This window comes from Pseudomonas sp. FBCC-B35 (assembly GCF_059133755.1).
Window position 1 is genome coordinate 2648804 of sequence record NZ_CP101439.1, and the last position, 13447, is coordinate 2662250.

12 protein-coding genes are annotated in these 13447 nt (G+C 62.7%); 6 read left to right on the forward strand and 6 right to left on the reverse strand.

Translation table 11 applies throughout. The annotated features are described in order from the left end of the window. Window position 1 precedes the first annotated feature (1 nt). The gene (locus NMB38_RS12060) at window positions 2-751 is read right to left on the reverse strand and encodes a FadR/GntR family transcriptional regulator (protein WP_027914855.1); all 750 of its coding nucleotides are present in this window, start codon (window positions 749-751) and stop codon (window positions 2-4) included. 138 nt (window positions 752-889) lie between these two features. Here NMB38_RS12060 and NMB38_RS12065 point away from each other — a divergent pair, with 138 nt between their 5' ends. Then, window positions 890-1540 carry a DUF998 domain-containing protein gene (locus NMB38_RS12065; protein ID WP_028686357.1) on the forward strand — a complete coding sequence of 217 codons (651 nt, stop codon included), beginning with the start codon at window positions 890-892 and terminating at the stop codon, window positions 1538-1540. Between the two features lie 74 nt (window positions 1541-1614). Beyond that, on the forward strand, window positions 1615-1944 hold the full coding sequence (locus tag NMB38_RS12070) for a hypothetical protein (protein WP_027914853.1): 330 nt from the start codon (window positions 1615-1617) through the stop codon (window positions 1942-1944). 110 nt (window positions 1945-2054) lie between these two features. Here NMB38_RS12070 and NMB38_RS12075 read toward each other — a convergent pair whose 3' ends face one another. Beyond that, window positions 2055-3269 carry a YeeE/YedE family protein gene (locus tag NMB38_RS12075; protein WP_404698092.1) on the reverse strand — a complete coding sequence of 405 codons (1215 nt, stop codon included), beginning with the start codon at window positions 3267-3269 and terminating at the stop codon, window positions 2055-2057. A gap of 135 nt (window positions 3270-3404) precedes the next feature. On the opposite strand from NMB38_RS12075, the gene NMB38_RS12080 reads away from it, so the two are divergent. Next, window positions 3405-4313 carry a LysR family transcriptional regulator gene (locus tag NMB38_RS12080; protein WP_027914851.1) on the forward strand — a complete coding sequence of 303 codons (909 nt, stop codon included), beginning with the start codon at window positions 3405-3407 and terminating at the stop codon, window positions 4311-4313. Here the strand turns inward: NMB38_RS12080 and NMB38_RS12085 are convergent. From NMB38_RS12085 to NMB38_RS12100, 4 genes are all read right to left on the reverse strand, one after another. After that, entirely contained in the window at window positions 4298-4831 is a 534-nt protein-coding gene (locus tag NMB38_RS12085) for a DMT family transporter (protein WP_027914850.1), read from the reverse strand. The genes NMB38_RS12080 and NMB38_RS12085 overlap by 16 nt on opposite strands. A 188-nt stretch (window positions 4832-5019) precedes the next feature. Continuing rightward, a complete protein-coding gene (locus tag NMB38_RS12090) occupies window positions 5020-6309 on the reverse strand; it encodes a PQQ-dependent sugar dehydrogenase (protein ID WP_027914849.1) in 1290 nt (429 codons plus the stop codon). Then, window positions 6306-6734, reverse strand: a complete 429-nt coding sequence (locus NMB38_RS12095) for a DUF2231 domain-containing protein (protein ID WP_027914848.1) — start codon at window positions 6732-6734, stop codon at window positions 6306-6308. Before NMB38_RS12095 ends, NMB38_RS12090 begins: the two co-directional genes overlap by 4 nt. Before the next feature lie 194 nt (window positions 6735-6928). Further along, window positions 6929-9115 (reverse strand): OsmC domain/YcaO domain-containing protein, encoded by a 2187-nt coding sequence (locus NMB38_RS12100; RefSeq protein WP_027914847.1) that lies wholly within the window; start codon window positions 9113-9115, stop codon window positions 6929-6931. A gap of 263 nt (window positions 9116-9378) precedes the next feature. On the opposite strand from NMB38_RS12100, the gene NMB38_RS12105 reads away from it, so the two are divergent. From NMB38_RS12105 to NMB38_RS12115, 3 genes are read left to right on the forward strand one after another with little or no spacing between them, the layout of a single operon-like run. Further along, window positions 9379-9834, forward strand: a complete 456-nt coding sequence (locus NMB38_RS12105) for a (2Fe-2S)-binding protein (RefSeq protein ID WP_027914846.1) — start codon at window positions 9379-9381, stop codon at window positions 9832-9834. Next, a complete protein-coding gene (locus NMB38_RS12110; protein ID WP_140174236.1) occupies window positions 9834-12074 on the forward strand; it encodes a xanthine dehydrogenase family protein molybdopterin-binding subunit in 2241 nt (746 codons plus the stop codon). The genes NMB38_RS12105 and NMB38_RS12110 overlap by 1 nt, the downstream gene beginning before the upstream one ends. A gap of 17 nt (window positions 12075-12091) precedes the next feature. After that, window positions 12092-13438: a c-type cytochrome gene (locus NMB38_RS12115; RefSeq protein WP_490806062.1), complete on the forward strand. Its 1347-nt coding sequence runs from the start codon at window positions 12092-12094 to the stop codon at window positions 13436-13438. Window positions 13439-13447: the final 9 nt, after the last annotated feature.

Below are 13447 nucleotides of genomic sequence, written 5' to 3' on the forward strand. Positions count from 1 at the left end.
GTCACGCCCCGCTCACCTGTGCCCGCTCATGCGCCTGGCGCAGCCGTTCCCGGCTGTTGCTCAGGTGCATGCGCATGGCCATTTTCGCCCCTTCGCTGTCCTGACGTGCAATGGCCTCATAGATCGCTTCGTGCTCATGCATCAGCCTGCTCATGTAATGGGGCTGGTCGTCGTGGGCCAAGCGGGCAGAATTGAGGCGGGTTCGAGGGATGATGCTGGTGCCCAGGTGGTTGATGATGTCGGCGAAATAGTGATTACCGCTGGCCTGGGCGATGCGCAGGTGGAATTGAAAGTCCGCGGACACTGCATCGGTAGCATGAGCTGCCCCTTCATTGAGCTCATCGAGGGCCGCGCGCATCCCCGCCAGCTCTTCATCGCTGCGTCGCTGCGCGGCAAGGCTGGCCGACTCGATCTCAAGGGCGATGCGCAGCTCCAGTACCGCGAGTACTTCGCGCAGCGTCACCACCGTGGCCGGGTCGATGCGCAGCCCCCCAACCGGTGGAGCGTCCAGCACGAAGGTACCGATACCATGACGGGTTTCCACCTGCCCGGCGGCTTGCAAGCGCGAGATCGCCTCTCGCACGACCGTGCGGCTGACCCCTTCCTCGGCCATGATCTGCGATTCGGTCGGCAGCTTGTCACCGCGCTTGAGTTGACCACTGCGAATGCGTTCGGTCAGCACCGTGACCAGTTCCTGGGCCAGGCTGCGCGGCTTGCGCCTGGCCCGAGCCGGTGGTTGTAGATCTGACATGCCCTGTGCTTCACCTTGAAAGACAGCCGCCATGATAGCAGGCAGTTGTACGATCACATACGGCTGCCACGTTATTGGTGCTGGTGCTATCACGACACCGTTTGTTAAGGTCCGGGCTTTCCATGGAAGGATGTCTGCATGAAACTGCTGGACCGATCACTCCTGAGCTGTGGCTTGCTCATTCCATTTTGGCTGGCTCTGGGCGTTTCGCTGACCGCCATGGCCTACCCCGGCTACGATCATCTGCAATTGGCAATGAGCCAGCTTGGCGCCGTCGGCGCCCCAACCCATGGCCTCTCCCCGCTGGTGAACAATTTCCCACTAGCGCTCTTGTTCGCCTTGTTCGCCTGGGGCATTGCGCGGCGCTGGCGCGGCTCCCGGCTGGCCATGGTCAGTGCGGTACTGTTGCTACTGCACGCCGTTGGCAGCTTGGGCACGGGTTGGTTCGCCTGCGACCAGGGCTGCGCGCCTGACCAGCCTTCCACGTCGCAGCAGTTGCACAACCTGTCAGGGCTGTTGATGTTCTTGTCCTTGACCCTCGCCAGTGGCCTGTGGGTCTGGCTCGGCGCTCGCGTCGCGGACTCTCGCGCCCTGGCGGTCACCTCGCTGGTATGTACCCTTGGCGCAATCATCACCGTCGGATTCATGGGCCAAGCTATGCAGAGCGGGGAACTGTTCGGGCTTTACCAGCGGCTCAATTATGGCGTGGGGGTGGCGTGGGTAGCGGCTATCGCCGGTTACAGCCTGTGTGAACAGGCCAGCACAGGCGCCAAGGCTGCGCTGGCCTGAAGGCAAACTGCTGGCCCCTGGCTACGGAGGGAGGAGGCAAACTTCTTTCTCCTTCAAGCGCTTAGGACAGGAACATGCGAGTCATTCTAGCAATTACAACGGGCTGCCTGCTGGCGACGGTAGGTCTCAGCGCCAGCGCGCGATCGTTGACTCAGAACGATCGCCAAGCCTGCACGTGGGGTGCCCAGATTGCAGCCCAGGCCCAACAAGCCAAGTTGTCTGGCGTGACGCTCTATACCGCGCGCAAGAAGCTGCAGGCCCGCAAGTTTGCCAAGCCGTGGATGCGCATGACAGCCTTCGGCATCACCGAGCAAACCTATAACAGCCGCTCGCGGCTCTCACCGGCTGCCATCGGCAAAACCTACCATGAACAATGTGTACAGCATGCTGTGGCACGTAGATAGCTAGTTAAATCAGATAGTTACGAACTATATTTGATGTTAACTATCAGTCCAGCAGCCCCCAACCTAACGTTGATTGGCCGAGTCGTTAACCACCCGGCCAGCCCCTTGCCTTAACAGCCGGTCAAGGTCGTCGCGCGGCGCTCCCCTGCAAAGAACGCAGGGCGTAGCCGTACCCCGACCACGTTGCCCATGTAGGCGGCGATCAGCCATAGCCAGCCGTGCAGGCTCCCCGATGCGATACCGCTGAAATAAGCGCCAATATTGCAGCCGTAGGCCAGGCGAGAACCGTAGCCCAGTAACAGGCCGCCAATGACAGCAGCGATCAGTGACGGCAGCGGGATCTTCAGGCTCGGCGCAAAGCGCCCGGCAAGACCTGCGGCCAGCAGCGCCCCCAGCACGATGCCCAGGTCCATGACGGTGGTTACATCCTGCCAGACTGGCGAGGCCAAGGCCTTGGCATTGGCCGGCGCCTGCCAGAACACCCAGCTGCTTATCTGAACGCCAAGGCTGTCCAGCACCTTTGCGCCCCACAAGGCGAAAGCCGAGGTGATGCCCCAGGGCCGCCCAGCCAGCGCCAGGGTGGCATAGTTGAGCACGGCCAACGCGACGGCACCCCAGACCAACGGCCAGGGGCCCCGTACAAAGCGTTGCAGACCTGCCCGGCCATGCTGCTCAGGCTGTTCAAGCCCACCGTGGCGGCGCTTTTCCAGGTGCACCGTGACCCAGGCGATCAGGCCGAACACGCCCAGGCTCACCAGCAGGGCGGGCACGAGGCCCCATGCCTGCACGATCGAGGTCGCAGGCAATGATGGCAAAGCAAACCACCAGTCGGCGTGGTGCGTGGCGGTCACGGAACCGATGATGAAGAACAGCAGGGTCACCAGCATTCGGGCATTGCCGCCACCAACGGTGAACAAGGTGCCCGACGCGCAGCCGCCCCCCAGCTGCATGCCGATGCCGAAGATGAAAGCCCCGAACACGACGGACACCCCGGCCGGTGCCACAAGCCCTGTCACGGGGTTGCCGAACAGGTTGCCGGCCGCAAGCGCCGGGAAGAACAGCAGTACGGCCAGTGCCAGCATGAGCATCTGTGCGCGCAAGCCGGCGCCACGCCGCTCATTGATGAACACGCGCCACGCGGAAGTGAAACCGAAGGCGGCGTGATACAACGTCAGGCCCAGCGCAGCCCCCAGCAGCAGAAGCAGCACCTGCTTGAAGCCTGCGTTGACATCCAGGAACCAGGCGCCAGCCATCAGTAGGCCCAAGGCGACTAGGGGTGCGCCCAGGCGGCGCGGTTCAGGTGAAGCGGTAGCGGAAAGACCCATCGAAATACTCGGAAAAAATCGAACAGGTGCGCAGTATAACGGCAACCGCCGGCAAGGTCGTGTTGTGCCGCCAGCGGCACAGGCGCGCATTTGTTAGGCTTGGCCCTGCCCCCTTACGGATCAGACGCCCGGACCATGGATCAATTGCGCAGAATCGACCTGAACCTGCTTCTGGCCCTGCACGCCCTGCTCACCGAGCGGCATGTGACACGCGCTGCCATTCGCCTGCACCGCAGCCAGCCGGCGGTCAGCCATGCGCTGGCACAGCTGCGCGAGCATTTCGATGATCCTTTGCTGGTACGTCAGGGTGGCAAGATGATGCTCACCCCGCGGGCTCAGGCCTTGGCACAGCCGCTGGAACACGCATTGGCGGATCTGGAAGGGCTGCTGAGCACGCCGCAATTCGATGCCACGCAGGCCCGGCGATGCTTTCGGCTCTCGCTGTCGGACTACGCCGCACGGATCATCCTCCCACCTCTGCTACGCCATGTGCGGCGCGCTGCCCCGGGCATCGACCTGGCGGTCAGCCAGGCCAGTCGCGAGGCGATGGTGGCCCAATTGCTCGACGGCGAACTGGATCTGGCACTGGGGGTCTTTCCGGAGCTGCCTCAAGGCATCATCGCCCAGTCATTGTTTGACGATCGCTTCGTAAGCGTGGCTGACCAGCAGACGCTGCCGGCCACGGGCGAACTGAGCCTGAGCCAGTGGTTGGCGCGCCCCCATGTGCTGGTGGCTACGCGCCCCGACGCCTTCGATGAGATTGACCGTGCCCTGGCCTCCCAAGGTCATCGCCGTCACATTGCCCTTGCACTGCCCCATTGGAGCGCAGCCGTGCAAGTGTTGAAAGATACCGACCTGATTCTTACCGTGGCGCGACGGGCCGTTGCCCCGCTGCCTGCCCATGCAGGGGTTCGCGAGTTCATCCCGCCGGTGCCTCTGGACTGCATCGATTACCGGCAAGCCTGGCACAGCCGCAAAGACGGTGACGCAGGGCATCGCTGGCTGCGCGAGACGGTGCTGACGTGCTGTCAGCCGGAGGTCTGATCGTGGCTTGAAGACTGTACTGCGGGCTCGCTTTTGCTGGATGTACTGGTCGCCCATTGACTCTGCACCAGCCACACGCCCGCCAGAATCATAACTAGCCCAAGTACTCGCGCCAGTCCCAGGGGCCTGCCAGGCAGGTTCATGATGGCAAAATGATCAGCAACCACCGCCGTAACGATCTGCCCTGCCACCACCAGCACCAGAAAGCCTGCCGCCCCAAGCCTGGGCGTCAGCGCCGCCGCCCCTGCCACATAAAGGGCGCCCAACACACCGCCGATCCAGAGCCACCAAGGCCCTTGCAAGGCTTTGCCGATGTCCGGCGCAGGGATCCGCATCACCAGCAGCGCTGTGATAACGACCACCGCGCTGACGGCAAGTGACGCAAAAGCGCCCCACAGCCAGTGACCGAGTGCCTTCCCCGCAGCGGCATTGCCAGCTGCTTGAAACGGCAGGACAGCGCCAGCAATCAACGCTAAAACAATGGGTAACAGCACAAATATAAGGGATTTACTGAACATGACCGTTCTCGCTACCAGGACGGAGTTCAGCATGAGGCTATTGATGCCTCGCATGGAAATCGAAAACTGAGATGGAAACTATTCGTATGGCGAATAGCAACCTGGCGCGTCTTCGCCCAGGCACCGCGTGACTCTCACATTGAGTGTCGGCTACAGGGGCAATGTGTCCTGCCCCCGTAGCCGATTCATCAGTTGCGCGTCACCCGCCAGATGGTGTTGGCCAGATCGTCCGCAATGATCAGTGCCCCACGCGGGTCGACGGTCACACCCACCGGCCGCCCACGCGTCTTGCCATCTTCGCCTCTGAAACCGGTGGCGAAATCGATGGGTTCTCCCGCCGGCTTGCCGTTGCTGAATGGCACGAAGATGACCTTGTAGCCGACCGGGTTCGGCCTGTTCCAGCTTCCGTGCTCACCCACGAATACCCCTTCAGCAAAGCCTTGCCCCATGGCGGCCGTGGAGAAGTCGACGCCGAGCGCTGCGACATGCGACCCCAGGCTGTAGTCGGGCTTGATCGCGGCAGCCACCTTGTCAGGGTTCTGCGGGCGCACCCGGTCATCGACATTCTGCCCCCAGTAACTGTAAGGCCAGCCGTAGAAGCCGCCTTCACGCACTGAAGTCAGGTAATCGGGAACCAGGTCCGGGCCGAGTTCATCGCGCTCGTTGACCACTGTCCAGAGCTGCCCGGTACCCGGCTGGACGGCCAGTGCAGTGGGGTTGCGCAGCCCAGTGGCGTAGGGGCGATGCGCGCCAGTCTGGGCATCGACTTCCCACACCATCGCACGGTCGATCTCGACCTCAAGCCCCCGCTCGGTGATGTTGCTGTTCGAACCGATGCCCACATAGAGGAAGCGGCCGTCCGGGCTGATGGTCAGTGCCTTGGTCCAGTGATGGTTGATCTCGGCTGGCAGGTCGGTGAGTTTGACCGGTGGGCCGTCGGCCTTGGTCTGGCCGTCGCGGTAGTCGAAGCGCACCAGCGCATCCTGATTGGCCACGTACAACTTGCCATCGGCAAATGCCAGGCCATAGGGCGCATTCAGGTTTTCGGCAAAGACGGTCTGCAGCTCATACTTGCCGTCACCGTCGGCATCGCGCAACAGGGTTAAGCGGTTGCCGCCCTTCACCTGGGTATTGCCCTTGGCCTTGATCTGGCTGGCGATCACATCCTTGGGCTTGAGTTTGGCAGCGCTGCCGCCGCGCCCCTCTGCCACCAGGATGTCGCCGTTGGGCAACACCAGGCTCTGACGCGGGATTTTCAAATCGGTGGCGATGGCGGTGACGCTGAAACCGTCGGGTACGGTCGGCTTTTGCTGACCCCAAGCCACCGGCTCGGCGATCTTCATGCTGGGCAGCAGACCGCGCTGGGGCTCGGGCAGTTTCGGGTCGGGCCCACGGGCCTGGGTAGGGTCACCCTCACCGCCGCAAGCGGCCAGCAACAGCGAAAGGGACAACAAGCTCACAGCGTGCAGCGCTCTCATGCTTCACCTCCCGAACGCAGGTTGCTCAAGCCAAGCCACGCCGTTACCACCGCGAGCACCGTCACGATTACCGACAGTACCAGCCCGGACGGCATCACAGCCCAGGCGTCCTTGGCGTGCTCGAAGGCGTTGACCAACCCAAGCACCCACGTCACCAGCAGCAACAAGAAATAAAGGGTCGGCCGCCCGGCCTTGCGCCGAGCGCTGATCAAGTTGGCCAGGGCGAACAGCAGGGCCAGCCCGCAGAACACCAGGCCCCCTGCGATCAGCCAGGCGGCAAAGTTGCTCCATTGAATCTGGTAGCTGTTGTAGTAGGCAATGTCACTGATCATTGCCCCCAGGAACAGCGGCACGGTGCCCGCCAACAACAACGCATGCAGTGGGCCAGGTCTGCAGCGGTACAGGGTAGGGTCGGATACGGTCACGGTGCCTCCTTTTCGTTCAGTGACCAGGGCCGGCGAGAGACGGCCCACGGGGATACGCAGGGTGCGCCTAGCAAATGAGCACCCTGGCGAGCCGATAGTTCAGCCACGCACCACTGAAATATCCTGCAAGAAATCCCGAACCGCCTCCCTGTGTGGCATGCGCGGCCTATCCAGGCCCGCATGCCTGCAGGACGTCAAGCCAGCCGCGCCCGAGCGGCGTGCAGCTTCTTGTAGCTGTCGATCAGGCGCAAATGGCGATCCAGCCCTTCGAGCTTCATGCTGGTCGGGGTCAGGCCGTAGAAGCGCACGCTACCTTCGATCGAGCCCAGTACCGCATCCATCCGTGGGTTGCCGAACATGCGGCGGAAATTGACTTCGTAGTCGGCCATGTCCAGCTCATCGTCCAACTGCACTTCCAATGCCACGTTAAGCGCCTGGTAGAACAACCCCCGCTCCACGGTATTGTCGTTGAACTGCAAAAACGCCTCGACCAGTTCCTTGGCCTCCTCGAAGCGCTGCACGGCCAGGCAAATGAGCAGTTTGAGCTCGAGGATAGTCAGTTGCCCCCAGACCGTGTTGTCGTCGAATTCGACGCCAATCAGCGTGGTGATGGTGGTGTAGTCGTCGACATCGCAGTTGTCCAGGCGCTTGAGCAGCAGCTTGAGCGAGCGGTTGTCCAGGCGGTGCAGGTTGAGGATGTCGGCGCGGAAGGACAGCGCCCGGTTGGTGTTGTCCCAGATCAGGTCCTCGACCGGGTAGATTTCCGAATAGCCTGGCACCAGAATTCGGCAGGCGATCGCCCCGAGGTTGTCGTACACGGCCATGTAGACTTCTTTGCCAAGGTCTTCGAGGATGCCGAACAAGGTGGCTGCCTCCTGCGCATTGGCACCTTCGCCCTGGGCAGTGAAATCCCAATCGACGAACTCGAAATCAGGCTTAGCGCTGAAGAAGCGCCACGACACAACGCCGCTGGAGTCGATGAAGTGCTCGACGAAATTGTTCGGCTCGGTCAGGGCGTGGCTTTCGAACGTGGGCTGCGGCAGGTCGTTCAAACCTTCGAAGCTGCGGCCCTGCAGCAGTTCCGTCAGGCTGCGTTCCAAAGCCACCTCAAGGCTTGGGTGCGCACCGAACGAGGCGAACACACCACCGGTGCGCGGGTTCATCAGGGTCACGCACATCACCGGGAATTCACCGCCCAGCGAGGCATCCTTGACCAGCACCGGGAAGCCCTGTTCTTCCAGCCCCTGGATACCCGCGACGATGGACGGATAGCGCGCCAGCACCTCGTCCGGCACATCTGGCAGGCACAGCTCGCCTTCCAGGATTTCACGCTTGACCGCTCGCTCGAAGATTTCGGACAGGCACTGCACCTGCGCTTCGGCCAGCGTATTGCCCGCGCTCATGCCGTTGCTCAGGAACAGGTTCTCGATCAGGTTCGATGGGAAGTACACCACTTGCTGGTCCGACTGGCGCACGAACGGCAGTGAGCAGATGCCCCGGGCCGTGTTGCCCGAGTTGGTGTCGTACAGGTGCGAGCCGCGCAGTTCGCCATCGGGGTTGTAGATGGCCAGGCAATGCGCGTCGAGGATTTCGCTGGGCAGGGCATCACGGGGGCCGGGCTTGAACCACTGCTCGTCCGGGTAGTGCACGAACGCCGCATTGGCCAGCTCCTCTCCCCAGAACTGGTCGTTGTAGAAGAAATTGCAGTTCAGCCGCTCGATGAATTCGCCCAATGCTGACGCCAGGGCAGCTTCCTTGGTAGCGCCTTTGCCATTGGTGAAGCACATGGGCGACTGCGCATCGCGCACGTGCAGCGACCAGACGTTAGGCACGATATTGCGCCAGGAGGCAATTTCGATCTTCATGCCAAGGTCGGCCAGGATGCCGGACATGTTGGCAATCGTCTGTTCCAGTGGCAGGTCCTTGCCCGGGATGCGCGTGCTGGTTTCGGCCACTGGCATCAGCAGACCCTGGGCATCGGCGTCGAGGTTGTCGACCACCTCGATCACGAATTGCGGACCGGTCTGCACCACCTTCTTGACCGTGCAGCGCTCGATTGAACGCAAGATGCCCTGGCGGTCCTTGTCAGTGATGTCTTCGGGCAATTCGACCTGGATCTTGAACACCTGGTTGTAGCGGTTCTCAGGGTCGACGATGTTGTTCTGCGACAGGCGAATGTTTTCGGTCGCAATACCGCGTGTCTGGCAGTAGAGCTTGACGAAGTAAGCCGCGCACAGCGCCGAAGACGCCAGGAAATAGTCGAACGGCCCAGGGGCCGAACCATCGCCCTTGTAGCGGATCGGTTGATCGGCGATCACCGTGAAGTCGTCGAACTTGGCTTCGAGACGGAGATTGTCGAGAAAATTGACCTTGATTTCCATGCGGGTTTACCGTGACTTTAAGCGTGCAAAACACAATGGTCGGCATTATCCGGTTTTTCACCGCGGAAATCCTCCCCGAAGGTCGTACGCGGCAGCTACAGGCGCACGCTTGCGCATTCCGGGGAAATCCTTGCCTGATCCTCTGCATCTGCACAGCCTGCCGCAGGCAACGGTTCAGCGGTGTGCTAGCGTTTCTGCACGGGGCAACGCATCCCCAACCATCACGACAAGAACAGCGCAGACCGATCACTGGCAGGTGAACCATGGAATTACACATCAACGGCACGACCCACCAGGTCGATGCAGATGCCGACACGCCCTTGCTGTGGGTGATCCGCGACGATCTGGGCATGACCGGCACCAAGTATGGCTGCGGCCTGGCCCAATGCGGGGCCTGCTCGGTGCTGGTCGACGGCGTTGTGGTGCGCGCCTGCGTTACCCCGGTGTCCGGCGTGGTTGGCAGACAGGTATCGACCATCGAGGCGATCGAAGCGGACCCTGTGGGCAAGCGGGTGGTAGCGGCCTGGGTGGAACACCAGGTCGCGCAATGCGGGTATTGCCAGTCCGGTCAGGTGATGGCAGCGACCGCACTGCTCAAGCATACCCCTGCACCCAGCGCCGAGCAGATCGATGCGGCCATGATCAACCTGTGCCGTTGCGGCACTTACAACGCTATCCATGCAGCCATGCATGACTTGGCGCAGGGAGTCAAAGCCTGATGAGCGCTCCTGATCCCGTTGCCGAACTGCATAGGTTGCAAGCTGGCGAAACCGTCAATCTTTCGCGCCGCCGTTTCCTCGTGGGCACGGCCGCAGGCGCATTGGTCCTGGGCTTCGGCCTGCCGACGGGCGTTGCGCGTGTGCAAGCCGCTGCCGATGCGCAGCGAGGCACCCAGGTACCGGCGTTCCTGGAAATCCGACCGAATGGCACGGTTCGTCTGCTCAGTCCGTTCATGGAAGGCGGCCAAGGACCGTTTACCGCCATGGCGCAGATCGTTGGCGAGGAGCTGGATGTGGATCCCGCTCATTTCGTCGTGGACAGCGCCCCACCCGGCCAAGCCTATGTCGTGATGGAAAACGGCATGCGCATCACCGGCGGCAGCATGTCCGTACGCATGAGCTACCCCACCATGCGCCGTCTGGGCGCACTGGCGCGGGCGATGTTGCTGCAGGCCGCCGCGCAGCAACTCGGGGTCGAGATGAGCGAGCTCACCACGACGCCGGGCACCGTAGTACATACCACGTCAGGGCGCACACTCGGTTATGGCGAGCTCGCCAAGCGCGCCATGGACTTGCCGGTCCCCGACCCTGCCACCGTCAAGCTACGAGATCCTGCCCAGTTTCGCTGGATCGGCAAACCGGTTCGGCGGTTGGATGCGTACGACAAGTCCACCGGCAAGGCCTTGTACTGCATCGATATCAGCGTGCCAGGCATGCTTCACGCAGCCGTGCAGCATGCCCCTCGCCTGGGCATGACGGTGGGCCAAGTGCGCAATGAGGCACAGGTGTCTGCCATGAAGGGCGTGCATTCGGTACATCGCCTGCCCGGGGCTGTTGCCGTGGTTGCGCCGCGGTGGTGGCACGCCAAGCGTGCTGTCGAGGCGCTGCAAGTGGAGTGGCTGGAGCCGGCCGCAGACTCCACCGTACGGGCCATGCCGGCTGATTTCTCCAGCGACGGCTGGCTCCAGCACCTGGCCGATGCTACAGGTCCGGCCCGTGATGAGGAAACGGCCGGAGATGTGGCAAGCGCGCTGGACAACGCCGTGACCACTGTAGAAGCCAGCTACCACAACCAGTACCTGAACCATGCCCAGTTGGAACCCCCTTCTGCCATTGCCCGCTTCAATCCCGACGGCACACTGGAGGTCTGGCTGCCCAACCAGGCGCCCGACATGTTCCGCGATGACATTGCCAAGCGCACCGGACTGCCACCCGACCAGATCACGCTGCATTCGCCACTGCTGGGGGGCTTCTTCGGTCGGCACTTCCTGTATGAGTCGGCCAACCCCTACCCGCAGGCCATCGCGCTGGCCAAGGCGGTAGGCCAACCCGTCAAGCTGATCTGGAGCCGCGAGGAAGAGTTCTTGCGCGATGTGCTACGCCCAGTCGCCGCGGTCAAGTTCCGGGCCGGGCTCGATGCCGAAGGCTTGCCGGTGGTCCTGGAAGCGGTCAGCGCCACGGAGGGCCCCACTGAAGCCCTGGCCGGCAAACAAGGTGAAAAGGTAGACCCCACGGCATTGGAGGGGCTATCGGGCAAAGCCTATGCCATTGCCAACAAGCGCATTGCACAGGTGTACGTCAAGGGCCCGGCCATGCTCGGCTATTGGCGGTCGGTGGGTAACTCGCTCAACGATTTCTTCTATGAGTCCTTCCTGGATGAGCTGGCGGACAAAGGGGGCCAGGACCCTCTGGCCCTGCGTCAACACCTGCTGCGAGACAACCCACGCCTGACCCAGTTACTGCAAGCGGTCGTCGAGCTTTCAGGTGGCTGGAAACGCGGGCCTTTCACTGCCGAGGATGGCACGCGGCGGGCCCGGGGCTTGGCGATGGCGTCCCCTTTCGGGTCCGAAGCGGCCGTGATCGCCGAGGTCTCCATCGAAGATGGCCACGTGAAGGTCCACGACATCTGGCAGGCGATCGATCCGGGTAGCATCGTCAACCCGGCCATCATCGAGCACCAGGTCAATGGCGCGGTTGCCTTGGGGTTGTCGCAGACGCTGGTCGAGGAAGCGGTATACGTCGATGGCATGCCGCGTGCGCGCAACTATGACCTGTACCCAATCCTGCCGCCTGCGCGCATGGCCCGGGTGCATGTACGCATCGTTGAAAGCGGCGCGAAGATGGGCGGTATCGGCGAGCCACCTTTGCCCGCGGTAGCACCGGCAGTGGCCAATGCCGTGGCCCAGCTGACCGGACAGCGGGTTCGCAGCCTGCCCATGAGCCGTCATACCTTCAGCTGACCGACAAGGACGCCGCCATGAACCCTCGTACTGCTAGAACCCTCGGCTGGCTGTTGCTGCCCTGCGCGGTCGTCGCTGGCTTGGCCGGTTGGTACGTCACCCGAGAACCTGCCTCGCCGTTCGCTGATGAGCAGGCACGCGCCACCGACGACCTGGCATTGATCCGACGCGGGGAATACGTCGCACGGCTGGGCGATTGCGTCGCCTGCCACAGCGTGCCTGATAACCCGCCCATGGCAGGTGGGCTCGAAATGGCAACGCCGCTTGGCACGATCCACGCCACCAACATCACCCCTGACAAAGAAACAGGCATCGGCGCCTACTCGCTGGCCGATTTCGACCGGGCCGTGCGCCACGGTGCGGCGCCTGGTGGCCGCCGCCTTTACCCCGCCATGCCCTACCCCTCCTATGCCAAACTCAGCGACGATGACGTACGAGCGCTGTACGCATTCTTCATGCGCAGTGTTCAGCCAGCACGGCAGCCGAACAAGCCTGTCGACATACCCTGGCCATTGAACCTGCGCTGGCCCATTGCCCTGTGGAACGGAGCCTTCGCCCCTGCCAGCCCGTACTTGGCGAAGAACGACAAGAACACACTGTGGAATCGCGGCGCCTACATCGTGCAGGGACCGGGGCACTGCGGCAGTTGCCATACCCCCCGCGGCCTGGCCTTCAATGAAAAAGCCTTTGATGACTCGGGCACGGCGTACCTCGCAGGCGCCTTGCTCGATGGCTGGTACGCGCCAAGTTTACGCAATGATCCCAACACCGGCCTCGGGCGCTGGAACGAGACTGAGGTGGTGCAGTTTCTCAAGACCGGTCGCAATCGACATGCCGTGGTCTTCGGCTCGATGACCGAGGCATTCAACAACTCTACGCAGTTCATGACCGATGGCGATCTACAGGCCATCGCCCATTACCTCAAGGCGCTGCCCGGCGACCCATCCCGTGATGGCAAACCCTGGCAGTATCAGCCCGAGCCCACACTCGCGCAGCTGGAGCGCCCAGGCGTACGCACTTACATGGCACGCTGCGCCACCTGCCACGGCATGGATGGCAAGGGCCAGGGCGAGTGGATGCCGCCCCTGGCTGGTGCCACTTCCTTGCTCGCCAAGGAGGCTGCCTCGGCCATCAACATCACCCTGAACGGGTCGCAGCGGGCCGTGGCCGATGGCAGGCCCGATGCCTACCGCATGCCCGCCATGCGTGCACAGTTGAGCGATCAGGAAATAGCAGAGGTGTTGAGCTATACCCGAAGTGCCTGGGGTAACCACGGCAACGCCGTGAAAGCGACGGCGGTGGCCAAGCTGCGCAACGATACCGACCCTGCCAGCCCCAGCCCGATCATCCTGCAAATGCGCTGAGGCATGCCA